13 protein-coding genes and 1 pseudogene are annotated in these 14,861 nt (G+C 63.4%); 8 read left to right on the forward strand and 6 right to left on the reverse strand.

What is annotated here, in order from left to right; all coding sequences use genetic code 11:
- Window positions 1-7 precede the first annotated feature (7 nt).
- Window positions 8-1,147 (reverse strand): tyramine oxidase subunit B, encoded by a 1,140-nt coding sequence (locus ACIPZ5_RS21275; RefSeq protein ID WP_313712983.1) that lies wholly within the window; start codon window positions 1,145-1,147, stop codon window positions 8-10.
- A 293-nt stretch (window positions 1,148-1,440) separates the two neighbouring features.
- On the opposite strand from ACIPZ5_RS21275, the gene ACIPZ5_RS21280 reads away from it, so the two are divergent.
- Window positions 1,441-2,652, forward strand: coding sequence for an MFS transporter (locus ACIPZ5_RS21280; protein ID WP_400810454.1), 1,212 nt, complete (start codon window positions 1,441-1,443; stop codon window positions 2,650-2,652).
- Window positions 2,653-2,734: 82 nt separating this feature from the next.
- Window positions 2,735-3,676 carry a ketopantoate reductase family protein gene (locus tag ACIPZ5_RS21285; RefSeq protein WP_400810455.1) on the forward strand — a complete coding sequence of 314 codons (942 nt, stop codon included), beginning with the start codon at window positions 2,735-2,737 and terminating at the stop codon, window positions 3,674-3,676.
- Here the strand turns inward: ACIPZ5_RS21285 and ACIPZ5_RS21290 are convergent.
- Window positions 3,662-4,288 (reverse strand): NIPSNAP family protein, encoded by a 627-nt coding sequence (locus ACIPZ5_RS21290; protein WP_261943954.1) that lies wholly within the window; start codon window positions 4,286-4,288, stop codon window positions 3,662-3,664. The genes ACIPZ5_RS21285 and ACIPZ5_RS21290 overlap by 15 nt on opposite strands.
- A gap of 264 nt (window positions 4,289-4,552) precedes the next feature.
- Between ACIPZ5_RS21290 and feaR the strand changes: the two genes are divergently transcribed.
- Window positions 4,553-5,452: a transcriptional regulator FeaR gene (gene feaR / locus ACIPZ5_RS21295; protein WP_400810457.1), complete on the forward strand. Its 900-nt coding sequence runs from the start codon at window positions 4,553-4,555 to the stop codon at window positions 5,450-5,452.
- A gap of 16 nt (window positions 5,453-5,468) precedes the next feature.
- Here the strand turns inward: feaR and ACIPZ5_RS21300 are convergent, their stop codons facing one another.
- The 3 genes and pseudogenes from ACIPZ5_RS21300 to ACIPZ5_RS21310 form a co-directional block, all read right to left on the reverse strand.
- Entirely contained in the window at window positions 5,469-6,326 is an 858-nt protein-coding gene (locus ACIPZ5_RS21300; RefSeq protein ID WP_261943955.1) for an SDR family oxidoreductase, read from the reverse strand.
- A gap of 141 nt (window positions 6,327-6,467) precedes the next feature.
- Window positions 6,468-7,007, reverse strand: coding sequence for a type 1 glutamine amidotransferase domain-containing protein (locus ACIPZ5_RS21305; RefSeq protein WP_400810459.1), 540 nt, complete (start codon window positions 7,005-7,007; stop codon window positions 6,468-6,470).
- 303 nt (window positions 7,008-7,310) lie between these two features.
- Window positions 7,311-7,595, reverse strand: a pseudogene (locus ACIPZ5_RS21310) (short-chain dehydrogenase); the annotation flags it as partial.
- Between the two features lie 724 nt (window positions 7,596-8,319).
- Here ACIPZ5_RS21310 and ACIPZ5_RS21315 point away from each other — a divergent pair.
- Genes ACIPZ5_RS21315 through ACIPZ5_RS21330 form a run of 4 tightly spaced genes read left to right on the forward strand, consistent with a single transcriptional unit; the run spans window position 8,320 to window position 12,371 of the window.
- Window positions 8,320-8,865, forward strand: coding sequence for a sugar dehydrogenase complex small subunit (locus ACIPZ5_RS21315; RefSeq protein ID WP_400810461.1), 546 nt, complete (start codon window positions 8,320-8,322; stop codon window positions 8,863-8,865).
- Window positions 8,858-10,483, forward strand: a complete 1,626-nt coding sequence (locus ACIPZ5_RS21320; protein WP_400810462.1) for a GMC family oxidoreductase — start codon at window positions 8,858-8,860, stop codon at window positions 10,481-10,483. Before ACIPZ5_RS21315 ends, ACIPZ5_RS21320 begins: the two co-directional genes overlap by 8 nt.
- A 10-nt stretch (window positions 10,484-10,493) precedes the next feature.
- Entirely contained in the window at window positions 10,494-11,825 is a 1,332-nt protein-coding gene (locus ACIPZ5_RS21325; protein ID WP_400810464.1) for a cytochrome c, read from the forward strand.
- Window positions 11,826-11,885: 60 nt separating this feature from the next.
- Complete coding sequence (locus tag ACIPZ5_RS21330) at window positions 11,886-12,371, forward strand: heme-binding protein (RefSeq protein WP_400810466.1); 486 nt, start codon at window positions 11,886-11,888, stop codon at window positions 12,369-12,371.
- Between the two features lie 204 nt (window positions 12,372-12,575).
- On the opposite strand, the gene ACIPZ5_RS21335 is transcribed toward ACIPZ5_RS21330, so the two are convergent.
- Complete coding sequence (locus ACIPZ5_RS21335; protein ID WP_261943961.1) at window positions 12,576-13,490, reverse strand: LysR family transcriptional regulator; 915 nt, start codon at window positions 13,488-13,490, stop codon at window positions 12,576-12,578.
- A 206-nt stretch (window positions 13,491-13,696) separates the two neighbouring features.
- On the opposite strand from ACIPZ5_RS21335, the gene ACIPZ5_RS21340 reads away from it, so the two are divergent.
- Entirely contained in the window at window positions 13,697-14,719 is a 1,023-nt protein-coding gene (locus ACIPZ5_RS21340) for a zinc-dependent alcohol dehydrogenase family protein (protein WP_261943962.1), read from the forward strand.
- Window positions 14,720-14,861: the final 142 nt, after the last annotated feature.

Consider the following 14,861-nt stretch of genomic DNA (forward strand, 5'->3'; position numbering starts at 1 on the left):
GGATGAATCAGCTCAGCGCCGGGCTTTCCCACAGGTTCAGGCGTACCCCGACGCCGCGCTCAAGCGCCTGGCGGTACACCACCGTGCCCCAGGCCACATCCTCGACCGGCATGCCGCCCACCGACATGATGATGATCTCCTCGTCGTTGAGCCGGCCGGGCGCGACGCCTGCGACGATCTTGCCGATGTCTTCCAGCTGTTCGGCCGGCAGCGTGCCTTCGGCGATCATGTCCATGAAGCGCACGCCCACCAGCGGCACATGGTTGTGCGCCGGCTTGGGCAGCTCCTCGAACCAGGCCTCGTACAGGCCGGTGTTGTCGACCACCTTGCGTACGTCGGCTTGTTCCATGCCGGCGTCGATGCTGCAGCCGGCCGGCATGGCGAGAAATGCGCCGGGCTTGACCCATTCGCGCTTGACCAGCGGGTAGCTGGACGGGTCACCGGTTTCGCCGGAGGTGCAGTAGGTCACCAGGTCCGAGCCACGCACCACCGCCTCGATGCTGTCCACCACGTCGATGGTGGTGATTTGCGGGTAGGTGTCGCGCACCCAGCTGATGAAGTCGTCCAGGCTTTTCTGGCCGCGGCCCTTGAGCTTGAGGGTGTCGATTTGCGGGCACACGGCCATGAAGGCGGCCACGGTGGTCTTGCCCATCACGCCCGGGCCGAGCAGGCCGATCACCCGTGAGTCGCGGCGGGCCAGGTGGCGAGCGCCGACACCGGGGATGGCGCCGGTGCGGTAGGCCGACAGCAGGTTGGCCGACATGTGCGCCAAGGGGGCGCCGGTGTCGGGGTCATTGAGGGTGAACATCAGGATCGAACGCGGCAGGCCCTTGTCGCGGTTGGCGATGTTGGAGCCGTACCACTTGACCCCGGCGGTGCAGAAGTCGCCGCCCAGGTAGGCCGGCATCGCCATCATGCGCCGGTCGGCGGTGGGTTTGGGCATGTTGGGGAAGGGCGAATCCTTGGGGAAGGTGATCATCGCGCCGTGGGAGTCGCTGTTCGGCCCGGCCATGCGGTAGTCGCCGTGGTGCAGCAGGGCGAACATCTGCTCCATGGTGTTCACGCAGGCCAGCATGTCGGTGACACCGGCGCGGATCATGTCCTGCTCGGACAGGTAGAGAAAGTCGATTCTTGTCGTTGTAGTCATGGCTCATCTCGGGGCGGAGGAAGAGGGCCGACAGCGAAGACTGCTGCCGACGGTGCCGATGTTAGGAACCCGCCAGGGCGCCCGGCTATCCCGAATTGGTCAGGAATGACGGGGTGTTTGCAGGCATGTCGATCTGTGCTGTCTAGCGTGAGGCTTTGCGTGTTTTCGGCGGGTTTCGGGCCGCAGCCGTGTTGGCAGCCATGACCAAAAGCTCGGCAATGCGGTACATGCCGCACGCCTTCGGGCGTTGCACACTGAGGCGGTGACAAGGCCCCTCAATTCAGGATCAGTCCATGAAAACAACAACATCCAATCCGATTGACAAGACGTCCGTGTACATCTGCGCAGGCCTGGTTTCTGCTGGCGGGGCGCTGCTGCTCAATGTATTGCCGGTGCTGTTCGGTGCCCTGGCCGAGCAGTTCGGTTATGGCGAACAGCAACTGGGCAGTCTGGCCATGGCCATGAACCTCGGTTTCGGCGTGCTTGGCCTGGCCTCGCTGCTGTGGATCCAGCGCCTGAGTTGGCGGGTGATTTCCACCCTGGCCTCGCTGCTGGTGGCGGTGGCACTGGCCGGCATGCTGGGTAGCCCCACGTACGAGACGCTGATGCTGCTCATGGCCCTGGCAGGCGCCGGCACCGGTGCGCTGTATGCCCTGGCGATGACCATTTTTGGCGACAGCGCGCAACCTGAGCGGGCATTTGGTTTCAAGCTGGGCATGGAGACCGTGCCCGGCGCCTTGCTGCTGATCGTGCTGCCGGTTGCGGTGGCGCCACAGTGGGGCTTCCAGGGCATGCTGGTGACCCTGGTCATCAGCCTGCTGCTGATGGGCGTAGCCCCTCTGCCGTGGGTGCCAAGCCGCAGCGCGCGGCAGCTGCAAGCGCGCGCCGGCGAGCCGCCGGTGGTGTGCCGCGAGAGCCGCACCATTGCCTGGCTGAGCCTGCTCGCCAGCCTAGTGTTCCTGACCGGAATCATGTCGGTGTGGGCGTTCCTTGAGCTGATGGGAAAGAAGAGCGGGCTGTCTTCGGACACCATCGGCTCGGTGCTGGCGCTGGGCTTCATCATCAATGCCGGCGGCGGCTTCATCGCCTCGTCGGTCGGCCTGAAAGCCGGGCGCTTCCTGCCGGTGGCGGTAATCATCGCGGCCGAGGTAGCCGGCCTGGTGCTGTTGGCCCAGTTCGACTCGCTGACCACCTACGTGGCTGGGGTTATGTGCTTCCTGTTCTCGATCAGCTTCGTGCTGGCCTACACCTTCGGCGTGATGGCCGAGTTCGACCTGTCGGGCCGCTTGGTGGCCTTGGGGGCGTTGTGCCTGTCGGTCGGCGCGGCGGTGGGGCCGGCGGTCGGGGGCCTGCTGATCGAAGCCTACGGCTACACGGCGGTGCTGCTGTTCTCCGGTGCCTGCTCGATCAGCGTGCTGGCGATCTACGGTGCTGCCGTGCTGCGTTCGCAGCAGGCGGGTAAACGCCAGCCGCTTGGTGATGCGGTCACCTTGCCAAAGCTGTGAGGGATGCAGCCTGGGTAAACGAGGCTCGCCGGGGATGACCCGGCGAGCTTTTTCATTTCGCGCAGCAAGGACGAAACCAAACATGAAGATTGCTGTGATCGGGGCCGGGGCAATGGGCAGCCTGTTTGCCGCCAGGTTGATCGATGCCGATGCCGAGGTGACCCTGGTGGATGTCGATGAGCGTTTGCTCGACGCCTTGCGCAGCCATGGCCTGCGCCTTGAGGACGAACAGGGCGCCCGCGTGTACTGGCCTCAGGTGGCGCGTGCCGAGCAGTTGCAAGGCGAGGTCGATGCCATGCTGATGTTGACCAAGAGTTACCACACCCGCCAGGCCATGCAGGCAAGTCGGCATCTGCTCGGCCAACAGACCCTGGTACTGACGTTGCAGAATGGCCTGGACAGCGTGCCGGTGCTGCGCGAGTACGTGGCTGACCGTTGCCTGGCGATCGGCATGACCCTGTACCCGGCTGATGTGCTGGCGCCGGGCAGCGTACGCAGCTGCGGCGCTGGCGAAGTGCGCTTGCGCGGGCTGTTGCCTGGGCCGCAACAGGCCGGGCCGTTGCAGGCATTGATCGACTGCTTGCGCCGCGGCGGCATGCACTGCATCGAAGACCCGGATATCGAGGTGAGCATCTGGGAGAAAGTCGCTTTCAACACGGCCCTGAACTCGCTGTGCGCCCTGGCGCGGGAGAGCGTGGGCGAGCTTGGCCGCTGCGACCGTGGACGCGAAATGGCCCTGGCCTTGGTCGCCGAGGCCGCCATGATCGCCGCGTCGCTGGGCGTGGCGCTGGACCCGCAGCGAGTCACGCAGACGGTGCAGCAAGCATTCGTCGTGCACGCCGGGCACAAGCCTTCCATGCTCCAGGACCTTGAGCATGGCAGGCGCATGGAGATCGACGCGTTGTCCGGCGCGTTGCTCGCCCATGCCCGGCGCCAAGGCGTGCGCGCCCCGGCCATGGCCGCTGTCGACAGGCTGCTGCGCCGGGCGCAGCGGCGCGGCGCGATGGCCTCAGTGCAGCGGTGAAAAGGCCGCGGGCAGATAGACCACCGAATTCATCTTCTGCAGTTGCGGGGCAGAATTCTCCGGCGGCCATACCCCGTCGCCGACGGCGCGGCTGCGCACATCCAGGCGCTGCTCCAGGCTGGCGTAGGGCCAGATGTGCAGGTAGCGCGGCACCCGGCCATTGGTGGCGTAGAACGCCGCATACACCGGCGAATACTGCGCGCCGGTGCGCGGCCCGACCGCCTTGCGCCAGCCGGCCAGGGTCGGTGCCAGGCCGGAGCTGACCAGGTCGTATTCGCGCAGCTCGTAGAACGGCCCATGCTTGCCGGGCGCCAGTGGTTCGAGGAAAGGGAACAGGCGGTAGTCGTCCATGTGCTGCTCGAGCACGAACTCACCGATACCGAAGGCGTCGCTGGCCACTAACACACGCTCGCGTTCGGCCGCCTGGACCTCGATGCTGGCAAAGCGTCGCAGCACGGCGATGGTGTTCTGCGGACCGATTTCGCAAACCCAGCAGCCGATCAGCTCAACGCCTTCGACGGCGGCCTGCAAGGCCAGCTGCAGGCGTGGCAGGGCCTGACCTGGGGTGCGCACGCGCAAGGTGAAGCGCAGCAGTTCGTAGTGGTGGGACATCAAGCGTAACTCCTGGATGAAAGGCCCGGGCTTTCGTACGGCATCGCCGGGCAAACCGGTAGGGCACGCTAAAGGGAGGCGGGCAGGGCGCTCAATGACAGGCGGGAGCAATGTTGTTGCGATGTCCGCAACGACCTTCCGGTCGCAGACCGGCGTGGGCAATGTGGCGCGGTATGTGCTTACGCTTTGGGCACAGCTTTTTTGTTACCCAAAATCACGTGAAAATTGCACTAATATGGCGCGTGCTTTCGATAGAGGTGGTTGATGAACGGTCAAGCGATGTCTGTCTGGAACGCCAGTGTCCACGCTATTTGCGGGCGCTTCGAAACCCGCTACGACCACTGTCAGAGCCTTTTCATCGGCGATCTGCGCCCGTCGCTACTGGGTACGACGCGGGTCGCCCATATCCGCAGCAATGCCCATGCGATCGCACGCTCAGGACGCGACATTGGGCGTGACGGCGATTCACATTGTTTCCTTGTGTTACAACAGAGTGGGGAAATGTCCATCGAGCTGGGCGACCGGGTGATGGACCTGCGCGAAGGTGACATGGCCCTGCTGGACTCGGCGCAGGCCATGAAGATGATCCCCCGCGGGCTGTTCTCCCACGTGTCTATCCACCTACCCCGGGAGCGTTTGAAGAACCTCGATGCCAGCCGTTTCGGCAAGCTGTCCACCGCCGGCGCATGCGGGCAGTTGCTGGCGACGATGGTGCGCCAGGTGGCCGAAGGCGAACTCGAACAGTGGGCCTGCGCACAAGACGGTGACGGGCTGCAGGCCGCGCTGGTCGGGCTGCTCGGTTCGGTGCTGGAATATCGTGCGCGTGACAGTTCGCCCGGCCTGCACCTGCACGAAGTGCAGTCGCTGATCCAGCAGCGCCTGGACTCGCCGCGCCTGACGCCCGTCGCCCTGGCCGAGGAACTGGGTATTTCCAGCCGCCAGCTGTATCGCCTGTTCGAAGCCAGCGGCGACAGTGTCTGTCGTTACATCCTGCGCGAACGGTTGCACAAGGCCGCCCAGGACTTGCGCAACCCCGCCTATGGGCATCGCTCGATCACCGACATCGGCACCCGTTGGGGCTTCGCCGATTCCGCGCATTTCTCCAAGACCTTCAAGAAGCAGCTGGGCATGACGCCGAGCGGTTATCGCAGCCAAGGCCAGTAGGCCAAGACCCGCTTGCTCAAAGGATCGGTTTACCGCCGGTTACCGCGTAACGTGAGCCACTGATGTAGCTGGCCTCATCGGAACCCAGCAGCACATAGATCGGCGCGACCTCGACCGGCTGCCCTGGCCGCCCCATGGGGTAACCGGAACCGAAGTTCTTCACGGCCTCATCGGGCATGGTAGCCGGAATCAAGGGTGTCCAGATGGGGCCTGGCGCCACACTGTTGACCCGAATCCCCTTTTTGCCCAGCAACTGGGCCAAGCCAGCGGTGAAGTTGGCAATCGCGCCCTTGGTTGCGGCATAGGCCAGCAGGCTGGGGGACGGGTCGTCGGAATTGACCGAGCTGGTGTTGATGATCGAGCTGCCCTTTGCCATGGAGGGCAGTGCCGCCTTGCAGAGCCGGAAGATGGCGGTGATGTTGATGTCGAACGTCTTCACCCATTCATCATCGTCGATCTCCTCGAGGGTCTCATGGGTCATCTGGAACGCTGCGTTGTTCACCAGGATGTCGATACGACCGAACCGCTCCACGGTCTTTGCAACGATGTCATGGCAGTGTTGCTTGTTCGCAAGGTCCCCTGGCAACAGCAGGCATTGCCGGCCAGCGGCTTCTACCCAACGTGCGGTCTCTTGCGCATCTTCATGTTCGTTGAGATAGGCGATGGCAACGTCCGCACCCTCACGGGCATAGGCAATCGCTACAGCCCGCCCAATTCCGCTGTCGGCGCCGGTGATCAGGGCAATCTTGCCGTGCAGTCGGTTGTGGCCGGTATACGACTGCTCCCCACAGTCTGGAATCGGCTCCATTCTGCGTTGGGAGCCTGGCACGTCCTGTGGCTGTGACGGGAAGGGGGGAGTAGGGAAATCTCGCATCAGGGAAGCTCCTGCAGTTGAGTACGCTCATACCATTCGAAACGCCTGACGTCTGGACGTTGGTTTCGATGCGCAGTTGCAGCGACGAGCGGTGCGGCCCCGGCTCGGTGCATGCGCACGACAGGGGCCGTGGAGAGACGATCAGCCAGCCAGCGCCCTGATCAACTGCTCGTTGAAGGCCGGGATATCGTCAGGTTTGCGGCTGCTGATCAGGTTGCCGTCCACGACGACTTCTTCATCCACCCAGTTGCCGCCAGCATTACGAATATCGTCCTGCAAGGTCTTGTAGCTGGTCATCCGCTTGCCCTTGACGAGGCCTGTGGACACCAGCAGCCAGGCGCCGTGGCAGATCACCGCCAGCGGCTTGTTGGCCGAATGGTGACTTTTCACCAGTTTCTGAGCGCCGGGTATCAGCCGAATGTTGTCGGAATTCTGTACGCCGCCAGGCAGCACGATGGCGTCGTAAAGATCGAGGTGGGCACTGTCGAAGGTGGCATCCACGGCAAATTCGTCGGCGGGTTTGTCGTGATGCCAGCCGCGCACCCTTCCTTCCTTGTCCGCCAGGATGTCGACCACCGCACCGATTTTTTGCAACGCGTCACGGGGCCCCGTCAGCTCCACTTGTTCAAAACCATCGGTGACCAGGAAGGCCACATGCTTGCCGTTGAGTTGTGCACTCATTGTTGAATCTCCGTTTGCGATAGACCTGAAAGGGCAGGCCCTGATCCGGGCGTGAAGTTCAAACTCGATGCTTCAGCGGCGCCTGCGCTGTGCATGGGTGATGAGCAGCCCGGCGAGCAAGCCCATGACTGCGGCACTCAATAACAGCGGTACGGTGTCTTTACGGGTTATGCCGACACCCTCCATGCCCAGCTGTCCGCCCGGTGAGGTGGGCGGGTGTTCGGAGAATGTCGGCGCACTGGCAGCGTTGCGGGTTGCGCCACCGTTGTGTGTGTGACGGGCGACCTCGATATCTTCGGTCGGGGCACTGACTTCTATCCGGGCAAGCTTCAGTGCTGTGCCGTCCACCAACGTCAGCGTCAGGTTTTTGATATCCCCCGCTGCGCGATCAGGAAAAACCGGTTCGCCTGCCGCATCGAGGTTGTCGTAGATGAAGCGCGTGCCCTCCAGCCAGCCCACAGCGGTGAGCAACTCGGGGCCGAGGTAGTATTTGCCATCGAGAAAGAAGCCTGGAAATTGATGTGCGCGTTCGACGTTTTCTACCGAGTAACGCTCACCCGCCTTCATGCCGGTTGTTGGATCAATCATGGCCACCGCCTCCCTATGTTGTTAAAGCGATGGAGACTGGGCGGAGCAGAACTGTTCCGAAGGACTGACCAGTGGGCTTCGATTCAGCCGTCGGTGGTGGCGATGGGTAACTACCATCGACCGGCCTTTTTCATGCGAATCGCGTTACCGACTGTATGGCGAGAGCGCTTCAGCCTGCCTGTCGAAGAAGAAAGTGTGCGTTTATCGAACGCGCCTTGGGCGAGCAACTGTGCATTTCAAGAATGCTCCAACGACAGCAACAAACTGAGGAAAAGCGCAGGCGACCCTGAGTTGTTCGCCTTGAGCGCGACCCTTCACGAGCCTATCGCTACAAGCTCGCCACGGGTCGCGAACTGCAAGCGGCGCCCTGGTCTCCACCCGCATCTGGAGCCCGTAATTGCTGGGCTTCAGACGCCTGGCCAGGCTGTGCCAAGGCACGGTTGCGCCACGAATCAGTGTCATCAAACTGGGTGAGATCACGCCCAGCCGGCGTGCCATGAACGTTTTTGCCTTGATCCTCAACGTTCTGCGCGCTAGCGGTTTTTCTGGCATCAATCCACTCGCCTTTGGTCGCAAATCAATGTGTTGAACCGCTCTAGAAAGGGCCTTTCAGCGATCACAAAAGTTAACTACACATTTAGTAACATGTGCTAGGGTGGCGCCGCCTTGCAGGGGGGCGTGTGCCCATCCCGCTTGGGCAGCTTCCCATTCATTGGTACTTCCCATGCTTAGTAGACGAGAATTTTTTGTCTCCAGCGGCGCTGGCATGATGCTGCTGACCCTGGGCGCACCCAAACTTCTGCCCAAGGCCATGGCGGCCAGCGGCGCACTCGAAGTCCCTGTTGCCCCGATCCCGTTCATCTCTCTGGCTGACCAACTCTCCGGCCAGATCGGTGTCGATCGCGAACTGGTCAACCTGGTGCACCAGAAACTTCAGCCGACACTCCCACAACTCCCCCAGCTGGTCGAGCAGTTGCTGGCAACGCTACCCGAACTGTCCGTCTTGAAGTCCCCGGCCGAGCGCCTGCAATTGCTGGCCAGCAAAGACCCGGACCTCAAAAGCCTGTTCCTTCGCCTGAACACCGCGCTGTATCTGGGCACCGTCGAAGACGGCGAAGGGGTACGTGAGTGCGTCGCTTTCGAAAGCGTCGTGGCCTACCAGGCCGTGTCCGATTTCGTCGAGCCCCCAAGCTACTGCACCGGAAGCCCGAATTTCTGGGTAAATCCCCCTGCCTACGCCCTGCAGAAAGATACCGAACGCCATGCCTGATTCGAATTCCACCCCAATGTCGGCCGACGTGGTCATCATCGGCGCCGGTGCCGCGGGCGGCGCCGCTGCCGTCAAGCTGCTGCGCAAAGGCCTGTCGGTGCTGATGCTCGAGGCCGGCGCACCGCTGGACCAGGCTATGCTGGTGTCCAACTACCGCAATGGCGCGTACAAGAACAACCACATGGCGCCCTACCCAGCGATGCCATGGGCGCCCCAGCCGAACTTCGTTCCCCACGACAACGGTTACCTGATCCAGAAGGGCCCGGCCCCGTACACCGCGCAGTACATTCGCGGCGTGGGCGGTACCACCTGGCACTGGGCGGGCCAGGCCTGGCGCCTTATCCCCAACGATTTCCGCATGCAGTCGCTGTACGGGCAGTCGGTCGACTGGCCGATCAGCTACGACGATCTCGAACCCTACTACTGCGAAGCGGAGATCGAGATGGGCGTCTCCGGCGGCGGTGCACTGGCGGGTGACTACGGCTCGCCACGCTCGATGCCGTACCCCATGGACGTCCTGCCGCTGCCCTACGGGTTCGAGCGCCTGCGCCAGCGCTACGAGGCGGTCGGCCTGGAGCTGCTGCCAGGCCCGCAAGCGCGCAACAGCACCGCTTACGACGATCGCCCGGCCTGCTGTGGCAACAACAACTGCATGCCCATCTGCCCGATCGGCGCCCAGTACAACGGCAGCATGTCGGTGCGCCGTGCCCAAGGGCTGGGGCTGAACCTGATCAGCAATGCCGTGGTGTTCAAGCTCGAGACCGGGGAAGGCAACCGTATCGTCGCTGCCCACTTCATCGACCACAACAAGGAGGTCCACCGGGTCACCGGCAAGCACTTCCTGCTCACCGCCAATGCCATGGAAAGCGTCAAGATCCTGCTGATGTCCAAGGATGAGCGCAATCCCAACGGCGTGGCCAACGCCACCGACCAGGTCGGCCGCCGCCTGATGGACCACCCTGCCAGCGCCGTGGAGTACCTGGCCGACGAGCCGCTGTACGTCGGCCGCGGCCCGATGTGCCCGGGCAGCATCAACAACACCCGCGACGGTGCCTTCCGCAGCGAGCGCTCGGCCTTGCGCATCGATGTGCACAACGACAACCCGACCCGTTACCTGACCGAGAAGTACGTTGCCCAGGGTTATTACGGCAAGGAGCTGAACGAGAAGATCAAGCGCGATGGCGAACGCTTCGTGCTGCTCAAGTCGATGTTCGAAATGCTGCCGGACCCGGAAAACCGCATCGTCCTGAGCGACCAGAAGGACGCCTGGGGCATCCCCAGGATGGAAATCCACTACCGCTTCCCCGAGTACGTGCACCGTGGTTACGACGCCTGCCGCGAGCACTTCGCCGACTGCGTGACGGCCTCCGGCGGCAGCGAGGCGAAGTTCTCCGAGCGCGGGCAGTACACCAACAGCCAGCACATCACCGGCACCTTGAGCATGGGCAACGACCCGCACACCTCGGTGTGCAACAAGCTGGCCCAGGCCCACGACCACGAAAACCTGTACTTCGGCGGCACTGGCGTGATGCCGACCGCAGCGCTGGTCAACTCGACGCTGACCGGGGTGGCGCTGTCGCTGCTGGCCGCCGACAGCATCATCAAGGCTTCGGTGTGAGGTGCTACGCATGTTGATGAAAACAGGATCGACAAAAGCGCGCGCCCGCTTGCGGGCGCTGGCCTGGAGCGGTATTGCCGTAGCGGTCGCGGCGGGTATCGGTGCCGGCAGCGTGATCTGGAAACAATCGCAGATCGACATGCCGGTGGCCAAGCCTGGGCAGGATGGCGCAGCATGGATCGAACGCGGCCGCGCCGTGGCCCTGGCCTCTGACTGCGTGGCCTGCCACACCGCCGACGCCAGCAAACCCTATGCGGGCGGCATGGCGTTCGACACACCGTTCGGCAGGCTGTACTCGACCAACATCACCCAGGACCCGGTCAACGGGATTGGCGCCTTTACCGACGCCGAGATCGTCGGCTCGGTACGCAATGGCATCTCCCGGCACGGCAGACGCCTGTACCCGGCCATGCCATATACCTCGTACACCGGGATGTCCGACGACGACGCACTGGCACTGGTCGCCTACCTGCGCACGATCAAGCCGATCGACAGCAAGCCGCCAGAAAACACCATGGGTTTCCCGTTCAACCAGCGCTGGGCCATGGCCTTCTGGAACGTCATGAACTTCCGTTCCGGGCGCCAGTTGCCGGTAGCTGGCAAGAGCGATGAATGGAACCGCGGCGCCTACCTGGTACAGAGCCTGGAACACTGCGGCGAATGCCACAGCCCGCGCAACTTCATCCAGGGTCTGAGCCATCCGGACTTGGGCGGTGGCAATCTTGGGGTCTGGAAGGCCTACGACATCACCGGTGGCCAGAGTGGTATCGGCACCTGGAGCGATCAGGAGCTGTTCACCTACCTCAAGACCGGTGCCGTGCATGGCAAGGCCAACGCCGCAGGCCCCATGGCCGAGGCGGTAGAGAACAGCCTGAACCACCTGCCCGATGCCGACCTGCACGCCATGGTCGCCTATCTGCGCGATCTGCCGGTCAGCGGAACACCGAACAGTGCACCCGCCCGCACCGGCCAGGGCCAGGCCTACACCGGTACCACTGCGCTGCGCGCCAGCCATCCGCAATACGACCCGAACAGCGACGCGCTGGGTGCCGAAGTGATGTTCAACGCCAACTGCGCCACCTGCCATGCGGTCACCGGCAAGGGCGTGGGCGAATACCCGCGGCTGTTCGGCAATAGCGTGCTGGGCGCAGGCGACCCGACCAATGTGGTGTCGGTGCTGCTGCGCGGCGTGCACCGTAAGGTCGATGGCCAGGAGGTGTTCATGCCTGGCTTCGCCAACCTGAGTGATGCCCAGTTGGCGACCTTGGGTACCTTCCTGTTCAAGCAGTTCGGCAACTCCCAAGTTCAGGTCACCGCAGCAGAGGTAGCCAAACTGCGCTGACACCCTTTACTCGCGCGCCCGGCTTGCCGGGCGCTTTCGCTAAATCGTCAGGAGAACCTCATGTCCGTACGATTCCTGCTGTCCGCCGCGTTCGCCCTGGGCCTCGCCGGTACCGCCGCAGCCGCCGATTCGGTAGCACTGCCTTCGATCAAGCAACTGGACCTGGCTGCCGCCGAGCGCATCGCCCAGGCCGCCGACCAGTACGCCAAGCAACAGGGTTGGGTGGGCTCGATCGCCGTGGTCGACAACGCCGGTTACCCCATCGTGGTCCGCCGCATGGATGGCGCCACCGCCATCAGCGCGGAACTTGCGATGCGCAAGGCCAAGGCATCGGCTCTGATCGGCGCCCCCAGCGTGAATTTTGAGAACCGTGTGAATGACGGCCACCCGGCGTTGCTGGCACTGGACGTCACCACATTGGCCGGTGGCCAGCCGATCCTGGTAGAGGGCAAGGTGATTGGTGCGGTGGGCGTGAGCACCGCGGTGGGCGCACACGATGATCCGATTGCGGTGGCCGGTGCCCACGCGGTGGACGGCGCACGCTAAGGGTTGTAGTGCGCGCAGTGACTGCCAAGCGCTTGCTTGGGACGAGTGATTGACGTGTAGCGGTTTGCTGAAAGATAGCGGTCATGCCTGACTGCTATCGACCGCGAGCAGCTACTGATCCAAGCGCCAGCGTATGCCGCTGGTAGGGCGCGGAGGATCCGAAAAGCCAGGCATCCTGATTTGTCAGAATCCCGTGGAACTCACTCACAGGCTATCCGGATCCCCGAAGAACATCTGTATCCGCGACCTCAGCCAGCGTTCCGCCGGGTCGTTGTCCTGCGCTCCGCGCCAGGCCATGTGCAGCTCGAACGTGCGCACTTCGATCGGCAGGTCTTCAGCGCGCAGCCCGCCGGCTGCGGTCAAGGCATCGGCTGTGTAGTCCGGCACCGTGGCGACGATATCGGTCCCCGCCAGCAAACTCCCCAAACCATTGAACTGCGGCACCGCCAGCACCACATGGCGCTTGCGGCCGATTTCTTCCAGGGCTTCGTCGATGAAGCCCGACAAGTCACCGGCAAACGACACCAGCGCATGTGGCCGTGCGCAGAAGTCGTCGAGGCTGATGCTGCCCGGCACACTGTCGGCGCGCAGCAGCTTGGGCTTGCTGCGGCGCAGCACCTTGCGCTTGGCGTTGGCCGGTAATTCACTGGTGTAGCTGACACCCACGGAAATCTCGCCCGAGGCCAGCAGGGTCGGCATCAGCAGGTAGTTGACCCGACGCACCACCAGGACGATGCCGGGAGCTTCGGCGCGAATGCGCTTGAGCAGCTGTGGCAGCAGGGCGAACTCGGCGTCGTCCGACAGGCCGATGCGGAACACTGCATTGCTGGTGGCCGGGTCGAACTCGGCAGCACGGCTGACGGCGGTGGAGATCGAATCAAGCGCCGGCGACAGCAGGGCGAAGATTTCATGAGCCCTGGCCGACGGCTCCATGCTGCGCCCGGTGCGCACGAACAGCGGGTCGTCGAACAGGTTGCGCAGGCGCGACAGGGCCGCGCTGATTGCCGGCTGGCCGAGGAACAGCTTCTCGGCGGCACGGGTCACGCTACGCTCGTGCATGAGGGTTTCGAACACGATCAGCAGGTTGAGGTCTACGCGACGCAGGTCGTTTCGATTCATCGGTGCGCTTCGCCTAAAGTGGGGCAGGGGTGAATCTTAAGGCCAAAGGCTGTTACCCTGCACCGATTTCCGGGGGCCAATGCACAGGAAAGTCAGGTGCCCAATCGATGACAGGCATGTCGACTATTAATAGCCACTGATGGTCTAACGGTAAAAGCCCGGATAAAGTCCGTGGTAATACGAGATTCACACAGGCGAGGTATGCGATGTCCCGCATGATCCGTTTCCACAAGTTCGGCGCTGCCGATGTGCTCCGTTGCGAGGAGCAGGCCGAACCGTCACCTGCCGTCGGCGAGGTGCAGATCCGCGTCGAGGCGATCGGCGTGAGCTGGTATGACGTGCTCTGGCGGCAGAACCTGGCGCCATCCCAAGCCCGTCTGCCCGCAGGGATCGGCCATGAGATGGCCGGTGTGGTGACGGCGGTCGGCGAAGGCGTCGATGACATCGCGGTGGGCGACCGGGTCGCGAGCTTCCCGGCCACCAGTGCCAACGATCACCCAGTGTATGGCGATGTCATCGTCCTGCCGCGCAGCGCCATCACCCGTTATCCGGACGTGCTCACGCCGATCGAGGCCAGCGTGCATTACACGCCGCTGCTGATCGCCTACTTCGCCTACGTCGACCTGGCGCGGGCCAAGGCCGGGCAGACCGCGCTGGTCACCGATGCCAGCCATTGTGCCGGGCCGGCCTTCGTGCAGCTGGGCAAGGCTCTCGGCCTGAAGGTATTTGCCGTCACCAAGGAACCCGAGCAGCGTGAATACCTGCTGGGCCTGGGCGCCGACAAGGTGATCGTCAGCGAAGAGCAGGACCTGCTCATGCAGGTTGGCAAGTACACCGATGGGCGCGGCGTCGACATGGTCCTCGATGGCATGGGCGGCCCGCAGATGTCGCTGCTTGGCGATGTGCTGGCACCGCGGGGCAGCCTGGTGCTGTACGGCCTGCAGGGCGGCAACCAGACGCCGTTCCCGGCCTGTGCGGCGTTCCAGAAGAACATCCAGTTCTACGTGCACTGTATCGGCAACTTCACCGGCAAGCCGGAGCTGGGCATCAGCCAGGACCAGGTGGCCCTGCAACGGGCCTTGCGTGATATCAACCAGTTCACCGCCGATCAGTTGCTGACGCCACAGATCATCAAGGTGTATCCGTTCGCCGAGGTGGTCGAGGCCCATCGCTACATGGACGAATGCCCCTGTGGTGGGCGGGTAGTGCTCGATATGGCGCCGCGCTGACGGCATGTTTGGCAACGAAAAACCGGGCTGATGCCCGGTTTTTGCATTTTTGCCTGACTATATTTGAACAGGGTGAAGTTGCTGGTTTTGTAAGTTGATGTTGCTGGTTAATCATTGCCAGCTTCCTGGCGAGCTTTTCTGC

It is taken from the genome of Pseudomonas sp. NPDC089428, assembly GCF_044749325.1.
Classification (GTDB): domain Bacteria; phylum Pseudomonadota; class Gammaproteobacteria; order Pseudomonadales; family Pseudomonadaceae; genus Aquipseudomonas.

Excerpts from the sequence above, each read along its gene's own strand:
- ACIPZ5_RS21275 (WP_313712983.1), bottom strand. The coding sequence starts at position 1,147 with ATGACTACAACGACAAGAATCGACTTTCTCTACCTGTCCGAGCAGGAC.
- ACIPZ5_RS21280 (WP_400810454.1), top strand. The coding sequence starts at position 1,441 with ATGAAAACAACAACATCCAATCCGATTGACAAGACGTCCGTGTACATC.
- ACIPZ5_RS21285 (WP_400810455.1), top strand. The coding sequence starts at position 2,735 with ATGAAGATTGCTGTGATCGGGGCCGGGGCAATGGGCAGCCTGTTTGCC.
- ACIPZ5_RS21290 (WP_261943954.1), bottom strand. The coding sequence starts at position 4,288 with ATGTCCCACCACTACGAACTGCTGCGCTTCACCTTGCGCGTGCGCACC.
- feaR (WP_400810457.1), top strand. The coding sequence starts at position 4,553 with ATGAACGGTCAAGCGATGTCTGTCTGGAACGCCAGTGTCCACGCTATT.
- ACIPZ5_RS21300 (WP_261943955.1), bottom strand. The coding sequence starts at position 6,326 with ATGCGAGATTTCCCTACTCCCCCCTTCCCGTCACAGCCACAGGACGTG.
- ACIPZ5_RS21305 (WP_400810459.1), bottom strand. The coding sequence starts at position 7,007 with ATGAGTGCACAACTCAACGGCAAGCATGTGGCCTTCCTGGTCACCGAT.
- ACIPZ5_RS21315 (WP_400810461.1), top strand. The coding sequence starts at position 8,320 with ATGCTTAGTAGACGAGAATTTTTTGTCTCCAGCGGCGCTGGCATGATG.
- ACIPZ5_RS21320 (WP_400810462.1), top strand. The coding sequence starts at position 8,858 with ATGCCTGATTCGAATTCCACCCCAATGTCGGCCGACGTGGTCATCATC.
- ACIPZ5_RS21325 (WP_400810464.1), top strand. The coding sequence starts at position 10,494 with ATGTTGATGAAAACAGGATCGACAAAAGCGCGCGCCCGCTTGCGGGCG.
- ACIPZ5_RS21330 (WP_400810466.1), top strand. The coding sequence starts at position 11,886 with ATGTCCGTACGATTCCTGCTGTCCGCCGCGTTCGCCCTGGGCCTCGCC.
- ACIPZ5_RS21335 (WP_261943961.1), bottom strand. The coding sequence starts at position 13,490 with ATGAATCGAAACGACCTGCGTCGCGTAGACCTCAACCTGCTGATCGTG.
- ACIPZ5_RS21340 (WP_261943962.1), top strand. The coding sequence starts at position 13,697 with ATGTCCCGCATGATCCGTTTCCACAAGTTCGGCGCTGCCGATGTGCTC.